At 68.9% G+C, this 21,565-nt stretch carries 24 protein-coding genes; 8 read left to right on the plus strand and 16 right to left on the minus strand.

The features are described from left to right. Position 1 precedes the first annotated feature (1 nt). From ACFVV5_RS09020 to murI, 4 genes are all read right to left on the minus strand, one after another. The gene (locus ACFVV5_RS09020; RefSeq protein WP_387242169.1) at positions 2-913 is read right to left on the minus strand and encodes a cation diffusion facilitator family transporter; all 912 of its coding nucleotides are present in this window, start codon (positions 911-913) and stop codon (positions 2-4) included. A gap of 91 nt (positions 914-1,004) precedes the next feature. Then, positions 1,005-1,598: an RdgB/HAM1 family non-canonical purine NTP pyrophosphatase gene (gene rdgB / locus ACFVV5_RS09025; RefSeq protein WP_387242172.1), complete on the minus strand. Its 594-nt coding sequence runs from the start codon at positions 1,596-1,598 to the stop codon at positions 1,005-1,007. 2 nt (positions 1,599-1,600) lie between these two features. After that, a complete protein-coding gene (gene rph / locus ACFVV5_RS09030; protein WP_387242175.1) occupies positions 1,601-2,341 on the minus strand; it encodes a ribonuclease PH in 741 nt (246 codons plus the stop codon). Positions 2,342-2,401: 60 nt separating this feature from the next. After that, positions 2,402-3,223, minus strand: coding sequence for a glutamate racemase (gene murI, locus ACFVV5_RS09035; protein WP_387242178.1), 822 nt, complete (start codon positions 3,221-3,223; stop codon positions 2,402-2,404). Between the two features lie 57 nt (positions 3,224-3,280). On the opposite strand from murI, the gene ACFVV5_RS09040 reads away from it, so the two are divergent. Next, on the plus strand, positions 3,281-4,591 hold the full coding sequence (locus ACFVV5_RS09040; protein WP_387242181.1) for a nicotinate phosphoribosyltransferase: 1,311 nt from the start codon (positions 3,281-3,283) through the stop codon (positions 4,589-4,591). Between the two features lie 27 nt (positions 4,592-4,618). On the opposite strand, the gene ACFVV5_RS09045 is transcribed toward ACFVV5_RS09040, so the two are convergent. The 3 genes from ACFVV5_RS09045 to ACFVV5_RS09055 are packed head-to-tail and all read right to left on the minus strand — an operon-like array spanning position 4,619 to position 7,322. After that, the gene (locus ACFVV5_RS09045) at positions 4,619-4,903 is read right to left on the minus strand and encodes a DUF3039 domain-containing protein (RefSeq protein ID WP_387242184.1); all 285 of its coding nucleotides are present in this window, start codon (positions 4,901-4,903) and stop codon (positions 4,619-4,621) included. Positions 4,904-4,929: 26 nt separating this feature from the next. Beyond that, positions 4,930-6,507: a hypothetical protein gene (locus ACFVV5_RS09050; protein WP_387242187.1), complete on the minus strand. Its 1,578-nt coding sequence runs from the start codon at positions 6,505-6,507 to the stop codon at positions 4,930-4,932. Further along, positions 6,483-7,322: an ABC transporter ATP-binding protein gene (locus ACFVV5_RS09055; protein WP_387242190.1), complete on the minus strand. Its 840-nt coding sequence runs from the start codon at positions 7,320-7,322 to the stop codon at positions 6,483-6,485. Before ACFVV5_RS09055 ends, ACFVV5_RS09050 begins: the two co-directional genes overlap by 25 nt. A 7-nt stretch (positions 7,323-7,329) precedes the next feature. Between ACFVV5_RS09055 and ACFVV5_RS09060 the strand changes: the two genes are divergently transcribed. The 5 genes from ACFVV5_RS09060 (at position 7,330) to ACFVV5_RS09080 (ending at position 10,961) form a co-directional block, all read left to right on the plus strand. Next, on the plus strand, positions 7,330-8,001 hold the full coding sequence (locus tag ACFVV5_RS09060; protein WP_387242193.1) for a hypothetical protein: 672 nt from the start codon (positions 7,330-7,332) through the stop codon (positions 7,999-8,001). Between the two features lie 197 nt (positions 8,002-8,198). Continuing rightward, on the plus strand, positions 8,199-8,891 hold the full coding sequence (locus ACFVV5_RS09065) for an NTP transferase domain-containing protein (RefSeq protein WP_387242196.1): 693 nt from the start codon (positions 8,199-8,201) through the stop codon (positions 8,889-8,891). Positions 8,892-8,950: 59 nt separating this feature from the next. After that, positions 8,951-9,769, plus strand: a complete 819-nt coding sequence (locus ACFVV5_RS09070) for an ABC transporter permease (protein ID WP_387242198.1) — start codon at positions 8,951-8,953, stop codon at positions 9,767-9,769. Next, a complete protein-coding gene (locus tag ACFVV5_RS09075) occupies positions 9,769-10,506 on the plus strand; it encodes an ABC transporter ATP-binding protein (protein ID WP_387242201.1) in 738 nt (245 codons plus the stop codon). The genes ACFVV5_RS09070 and ACFVV5_RS09075 overlap by 1 nt, the downstream gene beginning before the upstream one ends. A gap of 248 nt (positions 10,507-10,754) precedes the next feature. Then, the gene (locus ACFVV5_RS09080; protein ID WP_387242204.1) at positions 10,755-10,961 is read left to right on the plus strand and encodes a hypothetical protein; all 207 of its coding nucleotides are present in this window, start codon (positions 10,755-10,757) and stop codon (positions 10,959-10,961) included. A gap of 60 nt (positions 10,962-11,021) precedes the next feature. Here ACFVV5_RS09080 and ACFVV5_RS09085 read toward each other — a convergent pair whose 3' ends face one another. Beyond that, positions 11,022-11,321, minus strand: coding sequence for a helix-turn-helix domain-containing protein (locus ACFVV5_RS09085; RefSeq protein ID WP_387242207.1), 300 nt, complete (start codon positions 11,319-11,321; stop codon positions 11,022-11,024). Between the two features lie 163 nt (positions 11,322-11,484). Here ACFVV5_RS09085 and ACFVV5_RS09090 point away from each other — a divergent pair, with 163 nt between their 5' ends. Beyond that, on the plus strand, positions 11,485-12,441 hold the full coding sequence (locus tag ACFVV5_RS09090) for a hypothetical protein (RefSeq protein WP_387242209.1): 957 nt from the start codon (positions 11,485-11,487) through the stop codon (positions 12,439-12,441). A gap of 24 nt (positions 12,442-12,465) precedes the next feature. Here ACFVV5_RS09090 and ACFVV5_RS09095 read toward each other — a convergent pair whose 3' ends face one another. The 4 genes from ACFVV5_RS09095 to ACFVV5_RS09110 form a co-directional block, all read right to left on the minus strand. Next, positions 12,466-13,347, minus strand: a complete 882-nt coding sequence (locus tag ACFVV5_RS09095) for a glycosyltransferase family 2 protein (protein WP_387242212.1) — start codon at positions 13,345-13,347, stop codon at positions 12,466-12,468. Next, positions 13,340-14,158, minus strand: coding sequence for a CDP-alcohol phosphatidyltransferase family protein (locus ACFVV5_RS09100; protein ID WP_387242215.1), 819 nt, complete (start codon positions 14,156-14,158; stop codon positions 13,340-13,342). Before ACFVV5_RS09100 ends, ACFVV5_RS09095 begins: the two co-directional genes overlap by 8 nt. Positions 14,159-14,160: 2 nt before the next feature. Next, the gene (locus ACFVV5_RS09105) at positions 14,161-15,216 is read right to left on the minus strand and encodes a glycosyltransferase family 2 protein (RefSeq protein ID WP_387242217.1); all 1,056 of its coding nucleotides are present in this window, start codon (positions 15,214-15,216) and stop codon (positions 14,161-14,163) included. A gap of 119 nt (positions 15,217-15,335) precedes the next feature. After that, on the minus strand, positions 15,336-17,039 hold the full coding sequence (locus ACFVV5_RS09110) for a trypsin-like peptidase domain-containing protein (protein ID WP_387242220.1): 1,704 nt from the start codon (positions 17,037-17,039) through the stop codon (positions 15,336-15,338). Between the two features lie 166 nt (positions 17,040-17,205). On the opposite strand from ACFVV5_RS09110, the gene ACFVV5_RS09115 reads away from it, so the two are divergent. Then, a complete protein-coding gene (locus tag ACFVV5_RS09115; RefSeq protein WP_387242223.1) occupies positions 17,206-18,408 on the plus strand; it encodes a pyridoxal phosphate-dependent aminotransferase in 1,203 nt (400 codons plus the stop codon). Here ACFVV5_RS09115 and ACFVV5_RS09120 read toward each other — a convergent pair. The 4 genes from ACFVV5_RS09120 to ACFVV5_RS09135 are packed head-to-tail and all read right to left on the minus strand — an operon-like array spanning position 18,378 to position 21,523. Continuing rightward, positions 18,378-19,202: a carbon-nitrogen hydrolase family protein gene (locus tag ACFVV5_RS09120; protein WP_387242226.1), complete on the minus strand. Its 825-nt coding sequence runs from the start codon at positions 19,200-19,202 to the stop codon at positions 18,378-18,380. The two genes, ACFVV5_RS09115 and ACFVV5_RS09120, sit on opposite strands and share 31 nt — an antisense overlap. A 4-nt stretch (positions 19,203-19,206) precedes the next feature. Beyond that, on the minus strand, positions 19,207-20,982 hold the full coding sequence (locus tag ACFVV5_RS09125) for a sensor histidine kinase (protein ID WP_387242229.1): 1,776 nt from the start codon (positions 20,980-20,982) through the stop codon (positions 19,207-19,209). Further along, a complete protein-coding gene (locus tag ACFVV5_RS09130) occupies positions 20,979-21,371 on the minus strand; it encodes a response regulator (RefSeq protein WP_387242232.1) in 393 nt (130 codons plus the stop codon). Before ACFVV5_RS09130 ends, ACFVV5_RS09125 begins: the two co-directional genes overlap by 4 nt. After that, positions 21,368-21,523 (minus strand): hypothetical protein, encoded by a 156-nt coding sequence (locus tag ACFVV5_RS09135; RefSeq protein ID WP_387242234.1) that lies wholly within the window; start codon positions 21,521-21,523, stop codon positions 21,368-21,370. Before ACFVV5_RS09135 ends, ACFVV5_RS09130 begins: the two co-directional genes overlap by 4 nt. Between the last annotated feature and the right edge of the window lie 42 nt (positions 21,524-21,565).

Here is a 21,565-nt window from a genome sequence, read left to right on the forward strand (position 1 = left end):
CTCAGCGGTGCAGCTCGTCCTCGTGGGCGGCATGCTCGGCCGGCTCCAGCTGGAACGTCGAATGCTCGACGTCGAAATGCGCCGACAGACAGCCGGACAGCTCGTCGAGCAGCTCGCCGGTCTTGCCCGAGCTGAAGACGCTCGGCTCCACGACCACGTGCGCGGTGAACACCGGCGCCCCCGAGGTGATCGCCCAGACGTGCACGTCGTGCACCGCCACCACGCCCTTCGTGCCGCAGATGTGGTTGCGGATCTCGGCCACATCGGTGTCGGCCGGAGCCGACTCGCTCAGCACGCGCACCACATCCCGGAGCAGTGAGAACGCACGCGGCACGATCAGTGCGGCGATCAGGAGCGACGCGATCGCGTCGGCCGCGAAGAAGCCCGTGAACATGATGACCAGGGCGGCCGCGATCACCATCACCGAACCGACCAGGTCGCCGAGCACCTCCAGGTAGGCGCCGCGCATGTTGATGGAGTTCCCGGCGGCCGGCCGCAGCAGGAGAAGCGCTCCGGCGTTCGCGACCAGGCCGATCACGGCGACCACCAGCATCGGAGTGCTCTGCACCTCGGCCTCGGCACCGCTGGCCAGCCGGGTGATCGCGCCGACGGTGACACTGACCGCCACCACGACCAGGATCAGTCCGTTGATCAGCGCGCCGAACACCTCCGCACGCTGATAGCCGAACGTCTGTCGATCGCTCGCCGGCCGCGCGGCGACGATCGTCGCCATCAGGGCCACGACCAGTCCGGTGACATCGCTCAGCATGTGCCCGGCGTCCGCCAGCAGCGCCAGCGAGCCGCTCAGCCAGGAACCGATCACCTGCACGACGAAGACCGCCCCCACGATCCCGATCGCGATCAGGAGTCGTCTGCGGTTCGCGGCGTGGCCGTGAGTGTGATCGTGACTCATCAGTACAACGGTAAGCACCGGATGCCCGACCCGCCAGTGATCCGCCTAGATGGGAATGAGTGCCGTTCTCATTCCTCCGGAGGAGTGGGCGTCAGGCGCGCGCGACCAGTGCCGAGAGGGCCGGAATCACCGCCGCGAACGCTCGCGCGCGGTGGCTCTCGACGTTCTTCACGGCGGGGCCCAGCTCGGCGGCCGTCTCGTCGTGGCCGTCCGGAATGAAGATCGGATCGTAGCCGTGGCCGTGGCCGCCCCGGGCATCCGGAGCGATGCGACCGCGCCAGACACCCTCCACCACCGTCTCGTCGCCGTCCGGAGCCACCAGGGCGAGGGTTGCGGTGAAGTGCGCGGCCCTGGCACCCTCCGGCAGGTCGGCGAGCTGGTCGAGGAGCAGCCGGAGGTTCGCCTCCGCGTCTCCGTGCCGGCCGGCCCAGCGCGCGGAGAAGATGCCGGGGGCGCCTCCCATCGCATCCACGCAGATGCCCGAGTCGTCGGCCAGCGCCGTCAGACCGGTGTGCGCGGCCGCGGCGCGCGCCTTGATGAGGGCGTTCTCCTCGAACGTCACGCCGTCCTCGATGGGCTCGGGGCCGTCGTAGGAGACGATCACGAGGCCCGGCACCGCGTCTCCGAGGATCTGCTGGAACTCGGCGGCCTTGTGCGGGTTGTGGGTGGCGAGCACGACCCGCACGGTCAGAGGTCCTCGCCCAGAGAGGCCGCCTGGATCCCCTTGAGGCTCTCGGCCCCACCCAGTGCCAGGTCGAGCAGCGAGTCGAGCTCGCGGCGGTCGAAGGGAGCTCCCTCCGCCGTGCCCTGCACCTCGACGAACAGTCCGCGGCCCGTGACGACGACGTTCATGTCCGTCTCGGCACGCACGTCTTCGACGTAGGCCAGGTCCAGCATCGGAGCGCCGTCGATGATGCCCACGGACACCCCGGACACCGAGTCGATCAGCGGTGTCGCCTTCTGCCCGATGAAGCGGTGCTCGCGGCCCCACTCGAGAGCGTCGGCGAGGGCGACATACGCACCCGTGATCGCGGCCGTGCGGGTGCCTCCGTCGGCCTGCAGCACATCGCAGTCGAGCACGATCGTGTTCTCGCCGAGCGCCTTCATGTCGACCACGGCGCGCAGGCTGCGTCCGATCAGGCGGCTGATCTCGTGGGTGCGTCCGCCGATCTTGCCTTTGACGGACTCACGGTCCATCCGGCTGTTGGTGGAGCGCGGCAGCATGGAGTACTCCGCAGTGACCCAGCCCTTGCCCTTGCCCGCCATCCAGCGCGGGACGCCGTTGGTGAAGGATGCGGTGCACAGCACGCGCGTGCTGCCGAACGAGATGAGGGCGGAGCCTTCCGCCTGCTTGCTCCAGCCGCGCTCGATCGTGACCGGGCGGAGCTGGTCGGGGGTGCGCCCGTCGGCGCGGGTGAGGTCGGTCACGGGATCTCCTTGTGGGGGGGGGGGTGGACAGCGGGGCGGTAGTGGGGGCGGCGGGAACGGTCAGATCCGCGGAAGCTCGATGACACCGGTCTGCACGAGGTCGACACGCGACACCTCGGGGCCGATGAAACGGTGCGCGAGGCGCAGGAAGTCGTCGGCGTCGCCGCCGGTGGCCTCATAGCGGATGGTGGGGGGCGCCGAGACGGTGCGCTCCAGACCCTGCCCGACGAGCGTGCGGTAGACGTCCTTGGCGGTCTCGGTGTCGCTCGACACGAGCGTCACGCCCTCCCCCATCACGTACGAGATGGCGCCCTTCAGGAATGGGTAGTGCGTGCATCCGAGCACGAGGGTGTCGACGTCGGCCTCGCGCAACGGCTGCAGGTACTCGGCCGTCACCCTCAGCACCTCGGGGCCGCTGGTGACGCCGGCCTCGACGAACTCGACGAAGCGCGGGCACGCCTGTGTGAAGAGCGACAGGGAGGGCGCGGCCGCGAAGGCGTCCTCGTAGGCTCGCGAGTTGATGGTGCCCAGCGTGCCGATCACGCCCACCCGGTCGGTGCGGGTGGCTGCGACGGCCCGGCGCACTGCGGGCTGGATGACCTCGATCACGGGCACGGAATAGCGCTCACGGGCATCCCGCAGCATCGCCGACGACGCCGTGTTGCAGGCGATCACGAGCATCTTGACGCCCTGCTCGACGAGGAAGTCGAGCACTTCGAGCGAGTACCGGCGGACATCGGCGATCGGCTTCGGCCCGTACGGCGAGTGCGCCGTGTCGCCCACATAGAGGATCGACTCGTTGGGGAGCTGGTCGCGGATCGCCCGGGCGACGGTGAGCCCGCCGACACCGGAGTCGAAAATCCCAATCGGTGCATCGGTCACAAGAAGCCACCATACAACGCCAGGCCGCGCTCCGACGGCCGACGCTAGGCTGGACGGGTGACCGGCTCAACCGCGCTCCTGACCGACCGCTACGAACTCACGATGCTCGACGCCGCGCTGCTCAAGGGCACGCACGACCGCGAATGCGTCTTCGAAGCGTTCACCCGCCGGCTGCCCGCCGGCCGTCGCTACGGCATCATCGCCGGCACCGGGCGCCTGCTGGAGCTCATCGGGCGGTTCCGCTTCGGCGACGCCGAGCTGGACTGGCTGCGCCAGAACCACGTGGTCCGGGATGCGACGCTCGACTGGCTCGCGGACTTCCGGTTCAGCGGCACCATCACCGGGTATCGCGAGGGGGAGGTCTACTTCCCGGGCTCGCCGTTCCTCGTCGTGGACGCGCCCTTCGCCGAGGGCGTCATCCTCGAGACGCTCATCCTGAGCGTGTTCAACTACGACTCCGCCGTGGCGAGTGCCGCCGCGCGCATGGTCACTGCGGCCAACGGCCGGCCGATCGCCGAGATGGGTTCGCGCCGGGCCGACGAGCGCGCCGCTGTCGCAGCGGCTCGCGCGGCGTACATCGCCGGTTTCAGTGCGACCTCCAACCTGGAGGCCGGGCGCACGTGGGGCGTGCCGACCATGGGCACCGCCGCCCACGCGTTCACGCTGCTGCACGACTCGGAAGAGGACGCATTCCGCGCCCAGGTCGACGCACTCGGCCCGGGGACCACGCTGCTGGTCGACACGTTCGACGTCGAGCGGGCGATCGACCTCGCCGTGAAGGTGGCCGGCACCGGGCTCGGCGCCGTGCGTCTCGACTCCGGCGACCTTCCGAACCTCGTACGCCGGGTGCGCGCGCAGCTCGACGGCCTCGGCGCGACCGCGACGAAGATCACGGTAACGAACGACCTCGACGAGTTCACGATCGCAGCCCTGTCGGCGTCGCCGGTCGATTCGTTCGGGGTAGGGACGTCCGTGGTCACCGGCTCGGGATTCCCCGCCTCCGGCATGATCTACAAGCTCGTGGCCCATCGCAGCCACAACGGAGACGGCGAGTGGATCCCCGTTTCGAAGAAGTCCGACGGCAAGGCGACGGTCGCCGGTCGCAAGCATCCGCTGCGCCGCCTCGACGAGTCCGGACGCGCGGTGGCGGAGGCGATCCACATCGTCGAGCACGGTGCGACGGTCGACGACCAGGGGCGCGACCTGCTCGTGCCTCTCGTGACCGACGGGGACGTGCATCCGGAGTATCTCGGAGCCGCCGGAACGGCAGCCGCCCGTGCACACCGTGAGGTGGCCATGAGCGAACTGCCCGACCAGGCGTTCCGGGTCGGCCGCGGCGATCCGGTGCTCCCGACGATCTACGTCTGAGGGGAGACCCCGCTGGTCGGCAAGACCCTACTCGTCGCGCAGCTTCTCGTAGATCTCCTTGCACGTCGGGCAGACGGGGAACTTCTCCGGGTCGCGACCCGGCGTCCACATCTTGCCGCAGAGCGCTTTGACCGGCTTGCCGGTCATCGCGGACTCGAGGATCTGCTCCTTCTTCACGTAGTGCGAGAAGCGTTCGTGATCACCGGGGTCGACGTTCTGGTTCTGCAGCAGTTCCTCGAGCTCGCGGTCGAGCGTGGCGGTGCCGCCGCCGTCGGGGATGCCGCCGGGTTCGGAGATGCTCGCGTCGTACATGCTGTCCAGTCTAAATCGCCTGCGCGTCAGTCGTTGCGGTTGGCGAAAGCCATGAGCTCGGGACCGCGGCGGTCGAACGCCCGGGCGCCGAGGTACAGGCCGCCGAACAGACAGCCGAACCCCAGGACGATCGCGGAGATCGGCGCGAGCGCGAGCCACGCCGGCGACACGGTGAGGCCGAGCACGAGGAACACGATGATCGGCGAGGCCAGGATGATGATCGCGAAGAAGCTGATCGCCTGCACGAGCGCGGCCGAGGCGCCGGATGTCTGGGGCTGGGCGAACGCGCTGTCGCCGGGCCTGGTCGCCGGGTACGGGAAGAGCACCGATGCGAAGCTCGAGAGCCCTAGGCCGATGAGCAGGATGGCTCCGCTCAGCGCTCCCACCGCCGGCAGCACCTCCCAGTCGCCGAAGACCGCCGTCGTGACGAGCGAGCCGATCGCGATCACGGGGATGCCGATCAGGATCGGCGGGTACATCCGGCCCACCCGGTCGGCGATGCCCCGCGTGCCGGAGACGACGTGCAGCCAGATGGCGGTGTTGTCGTACGCGACGTCGTTGTGGATGGTCCAGCCGAGGAAGAGGCAGATCATCGGGAGCGGCACCAGCGAGGCGTAGTGCGGCGGGATCCCGCCCAGCGTCAGGGCCGCGATGATCAGGATCGGCACGACCGGGATCATCAGCACCGAGATCCAGTAACGGGGGTCGCGCGACCAGTACGTCATGGAGCGGGCGGCGATCGCCGCCGTCGGACCGCCCGGCAGCCGGGAGAACCAGCCGAGACCGTGATACGCCCGGGACTGCGCCTCCCGCTGTGGGGTGACCAGCATCTTCGCGACCAGTCCGGTCCAGGCCAGCCAGAGCAGCCCGAGGGTCGCGAGGGCGATCAGCAGCTTGAGGAGCGCAACACCCCAATCCCCCTGGGCGGCGTCGCCGGGCACCGACCAGGCCGCGCCGAGCGGTGTCCAGCTGAGCCAGGATGCGAAGCCCGAGACCACGCCGAGGCCGTCGCGTCCCCAGTCGATGGTGAGCAGGAGGAAGACGACCGGCGCGAGGAGCACGACGACCAGGATCCCGATCACGCCGCCGAACTCGCGCGAGCGCCGGGTGGAGAGGAGGAACGACGCGACGGAGGTGGTCACGCGCGACGTGATGACGCAGGTCAGCACCACGACCGGGACGGAGATCAGCGCGAGCACGGCCGAACCGGGATCGCGCGACCAGGTCACGACGGTCGCGAGCGAGCAGACGGTGAGCACGACCGAGGGGATGCCGATGAGCGCGGCCAGCACCAGTCCCGTCGACAGCGCCCGGCTGGGCATGCCGAACAGCGAGAACTTGCGAGGGTCGAGGGTGTCGTCGACCCCGAAGAGGAGCGGCAGCAGGGCGAACCCGGCCACGACGATCGACCCGATCACGACGAGCACGGCGTGCACGGACGCGACATCCGGGATGAGGCGAGCCGCGAAGAGGACGAGGACGACCACGACCGTGATGGTCAAGCCGTAGAGCAGCCCGACCGCCAGGCCGAACACCTGCCACGGACTCCGGCGGAAGGCGTTGGCCATCAGCCTCAGCTTCAGTCCGAGAAACTGTGCAACCACTCCATGCCTTCCGCAGCCTTGCGCCCACCCGCGAGCTCGACGAAGCGTTCTTCCAGCGTCTGCTCGCCGCGCACCTCGTCGATCGTGCCCGCCGCGAGGACCTGCCCGCGAACGATGATCGCGACGCTGTCGCACACGCGCTGGATGAGGTCCATGCCGTGACTCGACAGCACGACCGTTCCGCCCGCCCGCACGTAGCGCTGCAGGATGTCGATGACATTCGCGGCCGACACCGGGTCGACGGACTCGAACGGCTCGTCGAGGACCAGCAGACGAGGCGAGTGGATCATCGCGGCGGCCAGGGCGATTTTCTTGGTCATGCCGGCCGAGTAATCGGCGACCAGCCGGTCGAGGGCGTCCTCGATGCCGAAAGCCGTCGCGAGATCGGCGGTGCGCGAGCGCACGGTGTGCGCGCTGAGCCCCCGCAGGGTGCCGGAATAGTGCAGGAGCTGCGCGCCGGTGAGGCGGTCGAACAATCGCAGCTTGTCGGGGAGGACGCCGATGGTGCGCTTGGCCTTGATCGGGTCGGCCCAGGCGTCGACCCCGTGGACGAGGACACGCCCTGCGTCGGGGCGGAGCAGGCCGGTGACCATCGACAGCGTCGTGGTCTTGCCTGCGCCGTTGGGACCGACGATGCCGTAGAACGAACCCTCTCGGACCTCGAGGGACACGCCGTCGACCGCGATCGTGTCTCCGAACCGCTTGTACAGCCCCGACAGCGACAGGACGCTCGCGACGGCAGGGCGTGCGGCGGCCGCGGTTCCGGATGCCGGGGGCGCCTCGAGCTCGGGCGCCGGCTCCACAGCCGTTGTCATCGTCTCGATGGTCTCGATCGTCGCGATCGTGGGTGCGGGCGCCTCCGTGACCGGCGACTCGGTGAGGGTGACGGGCGTCTCGGGCGCTTCGGGCGCAACCGTCGTCGTCGTCGCGGCAGCGGCAGCGGCGCGACCGGCGGTGCGCGCGGCGGAGGACTTCGTCGTGGTGGTGCGCGGCGCTCGCGTCTTCGGTGCCGGCGTCTCCGCCGAAGCGTCAGCGGCCGGCTCTGCGACCGGCGCGGCCTTGGGCGTGCGGGTACCCGTGCTCGTCGTGCGGCTCGTCCGCGCCGGCGTCGCGCGGGTGGTCGAACCAGCCGCTGCAGCGGCCGTCTTCGCCCCGGCGGCGGGGCGTTTCGCCGCACTGCGCGCCGGTGCTTTCGAGGGCGCCCCCTCCTCTTCGCCAGGTCTTGCGGCCATCGTCTCCCCCGTTTGCTGCGCCGTGGCCTCGGCCGTCGAGCGCGTCGTGCGCGGCTTCGCCGCCGGCCGTCGAGCCGACTGCTTCACCGTATTTCCGGACTGCGTGACCTCCTCGCTCGCCGCCGCGCCCGCCGTCTCGTCGGACTCGGGGCTCTCGGATGACGTGCGCTCGGAACTCACCCCGCTAACGTACCAAGCCGTCCGGGAGTTGGGGCATCCACCAGGCGATCTGGCGAAATCCGAGCCTAGGAAACTCCTGTGAGGTACATAACGACCGCACAACGACCCCTGTCAACCCCTGCCCCTCCAAAGGGTGCTACCGGTACGCTTGGGCGAGGCATAAAGGGGTGTCGATACGCGTAAGTGCGGGTTAACCCTGGGTGAACCACTTCCAGATCCGGTGAATCGATGGTGATGAGTCCATCGAATCACGACCGCACGGAACTCAAGGAGACAATTGTGACGACCCAGGTAGTGATTCTGGCCGCCGGCATGGGCAGCCGCCTCGGACGCAGCCTTCCCAAGCCGCTGACCGAGTTGAACGACGGCCGCACGATCATGCAGCAGCAGTTCGACAACATCCACGCCGCCTTCGGCAAAGACGCCAAGGTGACCATCGTCGTCGGCTACAAGCTCGAGCACATCATCGAGGCCTTCCCCGACGCCTCGTTCGTCTACAACGAGCAGTACGACCAGACCAACACGTCCAAGAGCCTCATGCGCGCCCTTCAGGCGTCGGGTAGCGGCGGCGTGCTCTGGATGAACGGCGACGTCGTCTTCGACCCGGCGGTCCTGGTCCGCGCGGCGGCCACCGTCAACCGCGACCAGACCTTCGTCACGGTCAACACATCGTCGGTCGCCGACGAAGAGGTCAAGTACACCACCGGCAGCGAAGGCTTCATCCACGAGCTCTCCAAGACCGTCAAGGGCGGTCTCGGCGAGGCGGTCGGCATCAACTACATCTCCAGCACCGACAAGGCCGCTCTGCTCCGTCAGCTGCAGCGGGTCGGCGACCAGGACTACTTCGAGCGCGGCATCGAGCTCGCCATCCAGCAAGACAAGATGCTGGTCGAGCCCGTCGACATCTCCGACCTCTACGCTGTCGAGGTCGACTTCGCAGAAGACCTCGAGAGGGCCAATCTTTTCGTATAGCCAATCTTTTCGTATAGTCGTACGGGCTGTGTGACGAGCACACAGCCGCGATCAATACGATGGGTTCCGTGACGAGTACATTCAGCCCGGTGCGGCCTGCGCAGCGAACCCGTTTCGCACGCTATCGCCAGTCTCTGTGGTTGCTGACCAAGCGCGATCTGCGCGTGCGCTACTCGACCAGCGCGCTCGGATACCTGTGGTCGATCCTCGATCCGCTCGTGATGAGCGGCATCTACTGGTTCGTCTTCACGCAGGTCTTCAAGCGCAGCGTCGGAGAAGAGCCGTACATCGTCTTCCTGCTCGCGGCCCTGCTCCCCTGGATGTGGTTCAACGGGACGGTGTCGGACAGCACGCGCGCCTTTCTTCGAGAGTCGAAGCTGATCCGCTCCACCATGATCCCGCGGTCGATCTGGGTGAATCGCATCGTCGCCTCGAAGGGCATCGAGTTCCTGCTCTCGCTGCCCGTCCTCGCATTCTTCGCGGTCATCAGCGGCGCGAAGATCAACGTCGACGTCCTCCTCTTCCCGCTGGCGATCGTGATCCAGACCGTCCTGACGATCGGCGTCGGATTGATCGTGGCACCGCTCGTCGTCTTCTTCCGTGACCTCGAGCGCGTGGTCAAACTCGCCCTGCGGTTCTTGTTCTACGCGTCACCCATCATCTACAGCGCGCGTGACCTCGAACACCTGCACTTCCTGAAGGACCTCGCTGCGTTCAACCCGTTGACGGGCTTGTTCAGCCTCTACAGGGCGACCTTCTTCCCTCAGGAGCTCGACTGGTTCCTGGTCACGATGAGCGCCCTCGTCTCACTGGTGCTGCTCGCGGTCGGAATGCTGATCTTCCGGCGCTGCGAAGCCGCCGTGTTGAAGGAGATCTGATGTCGACGCCCGTCATCGCAGTCGAGTCCCTCGGCGTGCGCTTCCGCCGAAACCGCGGCGGAAGGCGCTCCTTCAAAGACCTCTTCTCCTCCCGGCAGAGGCGTGTGCGCCCCGACGACTTCTGGCCGCTGCGCAACGTGTCCTTCGATGTGCAGCCCGGCGAGTCGATCGGCGTGGTCGGACGCAACGGCCAGGGCAAGTCCACACTGCTCAAACTCGTGGCGGGCGTCATGCTCCCCGACGAAGGCCGGGTCAACGTCATCGACGGGGTCGCGCCCCTCATCGAGATCACCGGCGGCTTCGTCGACGACCTCACCGTGCGGGACAACGTGTACCTCACAGCCGGGCTGCACGGGATGTCGAAGGCCCAGATCGACGAGCGGTTCGGCAGCATCATCGATTTCGCCGAGATCGGCGACTTCGTCGACACGCCGTACAAACACCTGTCGAGCGGCATGAAGGTGCGCATCGCGTTCTCGGTCATCTCGCAGCTGGACGAACCGATCATCCTGGTCGACGAGGTGCTCGCGGTCGGCGACCGCGGGTTCCGGGAGAAGTGCTACCGGCGCATCGAGGAGCTGCTCGAGGGCGGTCGCACCCTCTTCTTCGTCTCGCACAATGAGCGCGATCTTCGCCGGTTCTGCGCGAGAGGGCTCTACCTCGACAAGGGCAAGCTCGTGCTCGACGGTCCCATCGACGATGTGCTCGACCTCTACAACCGCGACTACGGATCCTGACCCGAACGTCCGAATCGGCGCAATGGGGCCGTGCACGCTTATCCACAGACGGCGACTTTTCGGAGTTATCCACCGAAATCGGCTTGTGCCGGGCTGGAGGCCGTCGGAGCGTCGGACGGGGTCGTTAGTTTTGCCCCATGGTTCGTTGTCGAGATCTTCGCAGTCCACTTTCCGCCCGCCCTCAGCGCGTTCAGGCGTACCGCGTTCCCTGGCGCGTCGACCGTAGCGCCCCGCCCGTCTACCGGCTCGTGAACACGAGCGAAGACACCCTCCGCGGCGTCACCGTGAGCATCGCCGGCCGGGCTCGCCTCACGGTGAGCGCGCCCGCGGCCGTCGCCCCCGGCGACGCGGTGGCCGCCACCGTCACCGGGCCCGATCTCGCCCGAGACACCGTGCTCGTCGTGCGGTGGTTCCCGCCCGACGGCCGCGAGTACCTCTGGCACGTGAGCTTTTGACGTCGGTGGGGCCCGGGTCCACGATCCGGATCCGGGCCCCACGACAGGGCGCAGCTCGACTCAGCGCCGGCGGCGACGTTCTCGGAGATACTCAGCCGCGGTGAACACGCGCAGATTCGCCGGCAGGTGCGCAGCTTCGATCCCCTGCATCAAGACCCCAGGATCCACGCCGAGCACACTCGCGACGCGCACGATCGTGTGCAGGCTGGGATTGGCCGAGCCGCGCTCGATCTTGCCGAGATTGGTGACGTGCATCTGCGCCAGATCGGCCACGCTCTCCTGACTCAGTCCCAGGGTCACTCGGGCGTTCCGGAGGCGCTCTCCGAGAATGCGTGCAGCGTGCGAATGTGGTTCAGCCATACAACATAACTAGGGCCGGGCGGCATCCCGATCCAGAGCCGACGCACCTCCCACCCCGCGACCTCGGACTCTAGTGGCCGACAATGCATGCATTCTGCGGCTCCGTGTCAACCCCCGTGCGGCCCAGCGCTGCACCCCGGCAGCACGACCTAGACTCGGTGAGATGGCGAAACAGCAGAAACCGATCGTGTCGGTCACCGGCGGCCCTGCCAAGGGCGGCGATACGCCGCGCGTCGTGAACGTCACCCTCGACCGGTTCCTCGCGATCCAGCGGCCGGTCGTGCTCGCGCACCTACGGAGCATCCGGCGCCGTCACCCCGAAGCCGGGCCCGCCCAGCTCGCTGTGATCCTCGAACGACGCTACCTCGCCGCGGTCACCACGGGCGGCGCGGCAGTCGGTGTCACCGCCGTCATCCCCGCCATCGGCACCGGCGTCACTCTCGCCCTGTCCGGACTCGAGACAGTGGGGTTCCTCGAGGCGACAGCCCTGTACGCACAATCGCTCAGCGAGCTCCACGGCATCGCCGTCGACGACCCCGAGCGGGCCCGTGCGCTGGTCCTCACGATGATGCTCGGCCGCGAAGGCTCGGACCTCGTCCGCCAGCTCGCCGGCCAGGCCGCAGGGGGCGGAGCCACACGCTCGGCGTACTGGGGTGAACTGGTCACGACGAGCATCCCGTCGATGCTGGTCGGTCCACTGGTCGACAAGCTGAAGAGCACGTTCATCCGCCAGTTCGCGGTGCGCGGCGGAACGAGCTTGATCGGCCGGGCGATCCCGTTCGGAATCGGTGCCGTGATCGGAGGCGCAGGCAACAACATCGTCGGTCGCCGTGTCGTTCAGAACTCGCGTCTCGCCTTCGGCGGCGCGCCCGCGCAGTACCCGGCCGCTCTCGCGCCGGTGATCGTCACGGCGCGGGTCAGGCCGGAGGGCGGAAGGCTCATCGCGCGATCGTACTCGGCCGCTGTGGGCGGCGCGAAGCGTCTGGGCTCCAGCGCGGGCGAGTCGGCCGGACGTGCCGGCCGTGCACTGCGGGGCGCCGTGCCCCGGCGGCGCGCCATCGAGGCGTCCAGCACCCCTGGAACGCACCCCGAAAACGACGACGAGCGCGCCGACGACTGACGATCAGCGACTGACGATCGGCGACTAGACGATCGGCGGACGTCCGGCCACGGTCATCCGGCGCACGGTTCGCCACCTGATGGGGCGCCGCTCCCCCGGATCGCTGCGCCATCCTTCGGCCCAGCCGCCGAACCACGCCTTCAGAACGCTCGGCTGCCGGAACCAGCGCAGAATCTGGATGCCCGTCCACGATCCGACGTACAACGGCATGAGCACGGCCGGCAGATTGCGCCGCGCCAGCCACACCCGATTGCGTGCGTTCAGACGGTAGTAGTACGAGTGCCGGGTGGGCGAGACCGCCGGATGATTCGCGATCAGGTCGCCCGCGTACCACGTGCGCAGATCCTGATCCCAGACCTTCCAGGCGAGGTCGATTCCCTCATGCGCGTAGAAGAACGGGGCCGCCCAGCCGCCGGCGGCGTCGAACACCCGGCGCGGCATCACGATGACGGCCTCGCACACCGAGAAGACCGGGCTCGACTGCGAGGGGTCGCCTTTGCGGATGCGCGGGATCCAGCGTCGGGGCGACATCCGGCCCGACGGGTCGACGATGCGCGGCTGGATCATCCCGACACTGCGGTCGCGCCGGAGCAGGGCGATCGCGTCGATCAGGAACGAGGTCGACGGGATGCTCGCGTCGTCGTCGAGGAAGAGCAGGATGTCCCCCTCGACCAGCGGGACGCCCTGGTTGCGTCCGGCCGGGATACCGAGGTTCTCGGGCAGGTGCAACGTGCGCACGCCGTCCGGGAGGGCGGGCTCCGATGTGGCCGGATCCCAGCCGTTTCCGACGACCACCATGTCGATGTCGACCCCGATCTGGGCGAGCACGGAGTCGATGCCGTGCCGCAGGTCTTTCGGTCGCGTTCCCTGGGTGAGGACGACGACGGCCACCCGCGGGTCAGACACGGACCCGCTTCGAGGCCATGATCGTCACGAAGTGGCCGATCAGAGCGAGCAGGGCCAGCGGAACGAGCGCGCTGAGCAGGATGCGGTTGGCCAGCTGGTCGCCGATGAACAGCCCGACGATCGAGAACACGAAGATCAGGATGGTCAGCTCGACCGAGTGGTACAGGCGGTGGAACGGGACGTACCGCGCGACGCGGCGCAACCGGGCGACGACGCCGTGGGTCGGCGCGTACTCGCTCTGCGTGTCGGCAAGCTTGCTGAGTCCCGCGTTGGCCCGCGCGACGCGCACCATGTCGTTGAGCGCCTTGTTGAGCACGATGATCAGCGCCAGCAGCGTGCCGAGGTTGGTCCAAAGGAAGTCCGCCGGCGTCGCGAACGGGTATCCCGCCGCCCGGATTCCCAGGGCGATCGCGATGAGCGTCTCGGTCGAGTAGTGCCCGACATTGTCGAGGAAGATGCCGGCCGGTGACGAGGTCTTGCGCCAGCGGGCCACCTCGCCGTCGCAGCAGTCGACGAGCATCTGCAGCTGGCCCAGGATGAGCGCGAGGGCCGCTCCGCCGATGCCCGGGATCAGCAGGGCCGCCGCCGTCGCCCACCCGGTCAGGATCATCAGCCCGGTGACCCCGTTCGCCGAGATCGACGTCTTGAGCAGGAACCACGTGAGGTACGGCGACAGGTTGCGCAGGTAGAGCGATGCCGTCCAGTGCTCGGCGTTCCGGCGGCCGCGAACCTCCGGCGGTTGTGCGACCGCACGGAGTTCGGCGATGGAGGTCGGGCGCACGCCGTGCGCTGCGTTGCCTGGAGCTGACATGGCTACCTTCCCGTGTGGGCCGTGATGTTGCGTGAGAGGGACAGGAATCCGAGCACGAACCCGATCCCCCAGCAGAAGTGGATGCTCGGCAAGACTATGAGAAACCAGAGGAAGGAGCGAAAGCCGTCGCGCCGGCCCCAGACGATGGCGGAAGCGATCACGATGAGCACGTAGAACGCCGGGATCGCGAACCCGAGCAGCAGCCAGGGGGTGGCGCCGACGACGGCCTGAACGATGCCGGCGACGCCCGCGAGCAGGCCGAGGGTGACGGCGACGACCATCGCGGGCGGCACGAAGTAGCGCACACCGTTGGCCGAGGGGTAGCGACGCGCCAGCTCCCCGCGCCACACGCCGGTGGAGACGAACTGGCGGGCGAGCCGGTAGAGGTTGGGGCGCGGCCGGTACGTCACCTTGAGCCGGGGCGTGAACCAGACAGTGCCTCCGGATGCTCGCAGCCGGCGATTCAGCTCCCAGTCCTGGCCGCGCTTGATGTCTTCGTCGAAGAGCCCGACGTCGATCAGGCGTTGACGCTGGAAGACTCCGAGGTACACGGTCTCGGCCGCTCCGGCCTCGCCGCCGACGTGCAGTTTGGTGCCGCCGAGGCCGATCTTGCTGCCGTACGCACGGGCCACGGCCTTCTCGAACGGTGTGGTGCCCTGGGCATCCATCAGACCGCCGACATTGTCGGCTCCGGTGGCGAGGATCGTCTCGACCGCGATACGGGCGTAGTCGGGCGGGAGCACGGAGTGGGCGTCGACCCGGATCACCACGGGGTAGCGCGACTCGCGGATGGCGAGGTTGAGCCCGGCCGGCGTCGACCCGATGACGTTGTCGACCACCCGGATGTGCGGGTCGACGGCGGCCAGCTCTTCGACGAGCTGGGTGGTGCCGTCCATGCTGGGCCCGAGAGCCAGAGTGACCTCGAACGGGCCTTCGTAGTCTTGCTGCAAGAGGCTGTCCACCGCGGCGCGCACATGGGTCACCTCGTTGAGCACGGGCATCACGTAGGAGACACCGGGGAGGGTGTTCTGTGCTGCGTCGTGCGCCATCTGATCCATTCGTCGTTCGGGACGATCGAGCTTATCAGCCGGGTATCCCTGGATCTGGGAGCCGGGTGCACGACGACGGAGAGGCCGCCCCGCGCCAGGCGGGACGGCCTCTCCGTGGTGCCGGTCGATCAGCTCGCGGGCAGCGAGCCGAGCGTGACGGTCGTGGTCTTCGTCTTGCCGTCGTGGATGTAGGTGACGTCGGCCTTGGCGCCGGCCGCCAGGGCGCGGACCTGAGCGGTCAGGTCGGTGGCACTGGTGATCGGGAGGCCGTTGAAGCCCACCACGATGTCTCCGGCCTGCAGTCCGGCATTCGCCGCGGCGCCGCCGCTGGTGACCTGCTTGAGCTGCGCGCCGACCGTGGTCGCCTTGGTGTCGGAGCTGGCATCGGTGACGGATGCCCCGAGCAGGCCGTGCGTAGCGGAGCCGTTCTTGATCAGTTCGTCGGAGACGCGCTTCGCGAGGTTCGCCGGGATGGCGAAGCCGACGCCGATGCTGCCCGACTGGGTGCCGCTGGAGGTGCCTCCCGCGCTGGCGATCGCGACGTTCACACCGATGAGCTCGCCCTTGGAGTTGAGCAGCGCGCCACCCGAGTTGCCGGGGTTGATCGCGGCGTCGGTCTGGATGACCGGCAGCGAGATCGTGGCCTGCGTGGTGGTCTGGCTGCCGCTTCCGCTGCCGCCCTGGCCGGGGAAGTCGAAGTTCCACGGGTTGCCGTTGCTGTCGCCGCCGCTGCCGCCGCTCGATCCGTCGCCCGACTTCGGCGCCGCGGACGACGCGATGCTGATGCTCCGGTTGAGGGCGCTGACGATGCCGTCGGTGACGGTGCCGGCGAGGCCGAGCGGAGCGCCGATCGCGACCGCCGTGTCACCGACGTTGAGCTTGCCGGAGTCGGCGAACTTCATCGGGGTCAGCCCCGAGGCGTTGTCGAGCTTGATCACGGCGAGGTCGGTCGTGGGGTCGGTGCCGACGATCTTGGCGGTGTAGATCTTGCCGTCGTTGTCCTGGACGGTGACGCTCACGTTCGAGGCCTGGCCGTCGAGGGTGACGACGTGGGTGTTGGTGAGCACGTAGCCGTCAGAGGTCAGGACGATGCCGGATCCGGTGCCGCCCGAGGTGCCGCCCGTGACGGAGATGGTCACGACGCTGGGCGACGCCTGGGCCGCGACCGCGGTGATCGTGGTGGCGTCGTTGGCGTTGTTCACGGTGATGTTCTGCGGACCGGTCGCGGTCTTGACGACAGACGTGCCCGATCCGGTCGCGGCGTACAGGCCGACGCCGGCGCCGGCGCCTGCGACGCCGCCGATGAGGGCGCCGATCGCGAGCGTGGCGATGATCGCACCGGTGTTACGGCGTTTGGCGGGCTTCTCGGCGGTGCCGACGCCCGGCTGGCCGGCGTACTGCTGCTGCTGGGGGTGCGGCGCATACGGCTGCTGCGGGGTTCCGGGGTAGGCGTGCGGCGCGGGCTGGCCGAACGAGCCCTGGCCGTAGTTCGGCTGGGGCGCGGTGGGCTGCTGGCCGTACGGCTGCGGCGGAACGGGCTGAGTGGGCTGCGTGTTCTGCGCGGCAGCGGGCTGCACGGGCGGAGCAGGCTGAACCGGCGCCGCAGGCGGCACGGGTGCCGTCGGCTGCGGAACGGTGGGCTGGGCGTCGGTCGGGGCCGCGGCGGCCTCGGACGCTGCGGGCGCTTCCGGTGCCGTGGCGGCTGCGGGGGCCTCGGGGGCCGTCTCGGCAGCGGGCTGGGGAGCCGCCTCGCCGGCAGCATCCACGACCGACTCGGTGTCGGCGTCGTGCTGGGGCTTCGCGGGCTCCGGAGTGATCGGGGTGTCGGTCATGGTGTGGTGCTCCTTCCAAGCACTCACAGCTTGGGACCCGAACCTGAACGTTCTATTTGGGGGCACTGTGCGCGAGCTACAGCATCCCAATGACTCTGCATAACATGCCGACTGCGCCCGGCAGTGGTGACGCCGTAGGTTGGACTCACGGCGAGAAGGGAACATCATGACGGTCCGCGGTTCGTGGCGGCGTGCGGCGCGGGGCGCCGGGCTCTTGGGTGACGACGGCACGATCGCGTCGACGATCTTCGCCGAGATGAGCGCTCTGGCGCTCCGGACGGGAGCCATCAACCTCGGCCAGGGCTTCCCCGACGAAGACGGGCCGACGGAGGTGCTGTCCGCTGCCGTCGCGGCCATCCGGGGTGGTGAGAACCAGTATCCGCCCGGCATCGGCATCCCCGATCTTCGCCTGGCGATCGCGGAGCATCAGCAGCGGTTCTACGGGCTCCGCTTCGACCCCGATCGCGAGGTGCTCGTGACGGCCGGCGCCACCGAGGCCATCGCCGCCAGTCTGCTGGCCCTGCTCGAGCCGGGCGACGAGGTCGTCACGTTCGAGCCGTACTACGACGCATACGGGGCGCTGATCGCGCTCGCCGACGGCGTGCACCGGACCGTGCCGCTTCGACTCCCCGGATTCCAGCCCGACCTCGACGAGCTCCGCTCCGCCGTCACCGACCGCACCCGCATCATCCTCGTGAACAGCCCGCACAACCCCACCGGCACCGTCCTCTCGCGCGAGGTGCTGGAGACCGTCGTCGACCTGGCGCACCGGCACGACGCGATCATCGTCACCGACGAGGTGTACGAGCACCTGACGTTCGGCCCGCGTCACATCCCGATCGCCTCGCTGCCGGGAGCACGCGAGCGCACGATCAGCATCTCCTCCGGCGGAAAGACGTTCAACACCACCGGCTGGAAGATCGGCTGGATCACGGCTCCGGCCGAACTGGTGACGGCCGTCCTCGCCGTCAAGCAGTTCCTCACCTATGTGAACGGGGCCCCGTTCCAGCCCGCGATCGCGGCCGGTCTGCGCCTCGGCGACGACTACTTCACAGGCATCGCAGCCGGGCTCCGCCACAAGCGCGACGTCCTGTCGGAGGGACTGCGGTCGGCCGGCTTCGACGTGGCGACGTCGGACGGGACCTACTTCGTCGTCGCGGACGCCGAACCGCTCGGGCATCCGGATGCCGTGGAGTTCTGCCGCGAGCTCCCCCGCCTCGCCGGGGTCGTGGCCGTGCCGCTCTCGGCGTTCTGCACCGGCGAGTACGCGGCGAGCAGCGCATCCCTCGTCCGGTTCGCCTTCTGCAAGCGGGTCGAGGTCCTCGAACGGGCCGCGGCTCAGCTGGCCGGCTTGGGCCGCACCTCGTAGCGGCGCAGGGCCAGGCTGGGATTCGCTTCGCGCACTTCCCGGATGCGCGCCCGCGACACCTCGGCGACGGCGACTCCGGCCGTCTCGCCGAGGGCCGCGATCGCGACGCCCATCGGGTCGACGATGAGACTGGTCCCCACACCGATCGGGGGCGTGTGATCGGCCGCCGCCACGTAGATCGTGTTCTCGATCGCACGCGCTGTCACCAGCGTGCTCCAGTGGTGCTCCTTCAGCGGCCCGCGCACCCACTCGGCCGGGACGAGCACCAGCTCGGCGCCGGCGTCGACGAGCCGCCGCGTCACCTCCGGGAACCGGATGTCGTAGCAGGTCTGCATGCCGACGCGCATCCCGTCGACGTCGAAGGTCTGCGGGGCATCCAAGGCGCCCGGTACCACCCACTCGGACTCCCGGGCGCCGAACGCGTCGTAGAGGTGCTGCTTGCGGTAGGTGGCCACGACGTCGCCCAGCGGCGAGACGGCGACCAGGGTGTTCGAAAACCGCCGCGCCTCGTCCGTCTTCTCCACCAGACCGGCGACCACGAAGACCTCGTGCTCGCGGGCGGCCTCGGCGAGCGCGCCGACGAACTCGCCCTCGAGCGTCTCGGCGTTGTGCACGAACGCCTCGCTCAGCGGATCCACGAAGAACGACGAGTACTCGGGGAAGACGACCAGTCTCGCCCCGCGTGCCGCGGCGACGGCGGTGAACGCCGCGATCAGGTCGCGATTGTGCACCCGGTCGTCGGTCGGCGCGAACTGCGCGACCGCCACCGGGAAGCTCGTCACTGGCTCGGGCATCCGGTCACTCTCCTGTCTCGACGGCCGCCGGCTCCCGGCGCGCCACGGGGACCTCAACGGGCAGGTGCAGGCTGATCGACGTGCCGACGCCCTCCTCGCTCGCGATGTCGAGCCGGCCGCCGTGCGCTGTGATGATCGCTTTGGTGATCGTCAGGCCGAGACCGACGCCCGGCACCGCGTTGCGGGTGGCCGTCGACGCCCGGAAGAAGCGGGTCGACAGCTGCCCGAGCTCGACGGCGGGGATGCCGATGCCGGTGTCCGCGACGGTGATCACCGCTTCGTCCGCCTCCTCGCGGAGGGAGACGGTGACCGTTCCGCCCGCCGGCGTGAACTTGATCGCGTTGGAGATGAGATTGTCCACGGACTGGCCGAGACGCATGCTGTCTCCGTGCACAACGACGGCTGCCGCCGGGACCTCCACGCGGAGGGTGACGTCCGCCGTCGCGGCCATGGGACGCGCGGTCTCGGCCGACGCCGAGATCACCGGGCCCAGCTCCACCTCTGCGATGTCGAGCGGGAAACGGCCCGACTCCACCTGCGCGGTGAAGAGCAGGTCGCCGACCAGCTTGAGCAGACGATGGGCGTTGCGCTCGGCGACCCCCAGATACTGCAGCTGCTCGGGCGACAGCGGGTCGTCCTCGTCGTCTCGCATGAGCTCGAGATAGCCGAGGATGGAGCTGAGCGGCGTGCGCAGCTCATGCGAGATGAGGCCGACGAACTCGTCTTTGAGCCGGGCGAACTCGCGTGCCTGGGTCATGTCGGTCGCGACGAAGATGAAACCGACGCGGTGGCCGTTCTCGTCGAGCCGCGGTGTGACGGCGACCTGAACCGGGACGTGTCTGCCGTCCGGACGCACGTAGGTCCAGTCGCGCACGTCCGCGAAGCCGGAGCGCACCGCGTCGACGAGGGCCGAGAAGTCCTCGGCGCTCGAGACGGTGGTGACCCGGGCATCCATGTCGCGCAGACGCTCGTCGAGTTCGGACGCCAGGTGGAAGTCGACGACGTGGCGGCCGCCGTCGATCACCTGCCGCTGGGTCAGCCCGAGCATCTTCTCGGCGCCCGGGTTCCACACGTCGATGAGTCCGTCGAGGTCCGTGCCGATCACGGACTGCTCGGTCACGGCGTTCCAGATGCTCTGGATGAGCCGGTTCGCCGTCTTGAGTCGCGCCTCGTTCAGCGCGAGCTCGTCCGAGATGCGCACGGCGTCCTCGAGCATGGCCTTGCGCTGCTCCCCCGCCGTCTGCGCCGCCTCCAGCTGCACCCGCACCCGGTGGGCGATCTCGTTGATGACGAGCGCGACGATGAGATAGATCAACGGCGAGAAGAACGCCCGCACCCACTCGGAGATCGTCGTGCTGTCCCCGCTGACGAGAACAGGCCCGAGCTGCACGAGGAAGACGCCGAGCGCCGCGATGAGCACATTGATCCGGCCCTCCTCGAGGGCGATCCAGACGAAGGGGAGGAGAAGGAGGACGCCGAACGGCGACCCCGATGCTCCCGTGCCGAGCCGGAACAGGCCGACGGCCAGCAGCGACAGGATCGGGACGATCAGCGTCCAGTTGCCGCCGATCCGTCTCCACGGCAGCGCTGCGGCCAGAATGGAGGCCACCGTGACCAGCGCGACCCCGGCGATCAAGAACGGGAGATCGGTGACCGTCGGCTGGAACGGCAGCAGCACGATCGCGATCGCGATCGCGAAGCCGGCGATGGTGGGGAGCTGCTTCACGAAGGGCGACGGAGAGTCGAGCGGGATCCTCCGCAGCCAGCGGTCGATGCTCATGCCGGCGCCCCGATCTCGAGCATCTCGCGGATGCGCAGCGACAGCGCCTTCGGGCTGAACGGCTTGATGATGAAGCCGTCCGATCGCTCGGCCACGACCCCGTGGTCGGTGAGCAGCTGCACAGAGGCCGAGACCATCAGGATGAGCGTGCTGCTGAGCGTGGGATCGGCCCGGATGCTCTGCGCGACCTCCACACCGTTGAGCCCCGGCATCGAGAAGTCGAGCACCGCGAGGTCGATCCCCCCGGCCCGGACGGCGTCGAGCGCCGAGCGTCCGTTGTCGACCGCGGCGGCGACGTCGACGCCGGCACGCTCGGCGGCGATGACCATGAGGGCCCGGATGTCCGCGTCGTCGTCGGCGATGACGACCCGCTTGCCGCCCGTGCTCACGGGAAGATCACCACTCTGACCACGACGATGGCGGCGATCACGAGGAGTGCGATGCCGGCGTACGGCAGCAGCCGGTACTCCGATCGGCGGTTGTCCTCGATCTCCTTCTCCAGTGCGGCGCGCTCTTCGTCGCCGAGTTCCGCCGGGCTCATTCCGTCGACCTCCCGATCGTCCTGCGTGCGGTCGCGCGGCCG

The sequence above is a fragment of the Leifsonia sp. NPDC058248 genome (assembly GCF_042881905.1).
Taxonomy (GTDB): Bacteria; Actinomycetota; Actinomycetes; order Actinomycetales; family Microbacteriaceae; genus Leifsonia.

What these genes read in the sequence shown, in the direction of transcription:
- ACFVV5_RS09020 (WP_387242169.1), bottom strand. Translation starts at nt 913, where the DNA reads ATGAGTCACGATCACACTCACGGCCACGCCGCGAACCGCAGACGACTC.
- ACFVV5_RS09045 (WP_387242184.1), bottom strand. Translation starts at nt 4,903, where the DNA reads ATGTACGACGCGAGCATCTCCGAACCCGGCGGCATCCCCGACGGCGGC.
- ACFVV5_RS09055 (WP_387242190.1), bottom strand. Translation starts at nt 7,322, where the DNA reads ATGACAACGGCTGTGGAGCCGGCGCCCGAGCTCGAGGCGCCCCCGGCA.
- ACFVV5_RS09060 (WP_387242193.1), top strand. Translation starts at nt 7,330, where the DNA reads ATGGTCTCGATCGTCGCGATCGTGGGTGCGGGCGCCTCCGTGACCGGC.
- ACFVV5_RS09070 (WP_387242198.1), top strand. Translation starts at nt 8,951, where the DNA reads ATGGGTTCCGTGACGAGTACATTCAGCCCGGTGCGGCCTGCGCAGCGA.
- ACFVV5_RS09075 (WP_387242201.1), top strand. Translation starts at nt 9,769, where the DNA reads ATGTCGACGCCCGTCATCGCAGTCGAGTCCCTCGGCGTGCGCTTCCGC.
- ACFVV5_RS09085 (WP_387242207.1), bottom strand. Translation starts at nt 11,321, where the DNA reads ATGGCTGAACCACATTCGCACGCTGCACGCATTCTCGGAGAGCGCCTC.
- ACFVV5_RS09090 (WP_387242209.1), top strand. Translation starts at nt 11,485, where the DNA reads ATGGCGAAACAGCAGAAACCGATCGTGTCGGTCACCGGCGGCCCTGCC.
- ACFVV5_RS09100 (WP_387242215.1), bottom strand. Translation starts at nt 14,158, where the DNA reads ATGTCAGCTCCAGGCAACGCAGCGCACGGCGTGCGCCCGACCTCCATC.
- ACFVV5_RS09105 (WP_387242217.1), bottom strand. Translation starts at nt 15,216, where the DNA reads ATGGATCAGATGGCGCACGACGCAGCACAGAACACCCTCCCCGGTGTC.
- ACFVV5_RS09110 (WP_387242220.1), bottom strand. Translation starts at nt 17,039, where the DNA reads ATGACCGACACCCCGATCACTCCGGAGCCCGCGAAGCCCCAGCACGAC.
- ACFVV5_RS09115 (WP_387242223.1), top strand. Translation starts at nt 17,206, where the DNA reads ATGACGGTCCGCGGTTCGTGGCGGCGTGCGGCGCGGGGCGCCGGGCTC.
- ACFVV5_RS09120 (WP_387242226.1), bottom strand. Translation starts at nt 19,202, where the DNA reads ATGCCCGAGCCAGTGACGAGCTTCCCGGTGGCGGTCGCGCAGTTCGCG.
- ACFVV5_RS09125 (WP_387242229.1), bottom strand. Translation starts at nt 20,982, where the DNA reads ATGAGCATCGACCGCTGGCTGCGGAGGATCCCGCTCGACTCTCCGTCG.
- ACFVV5_RS09135 (WP_387242234.1), bottom strand. Translation starts at nt 21,523, where the DNA reads ATGAGCCCGGCGGAACTCGGCGACGAAGAGCGCGCCGCACTGGAGAAG.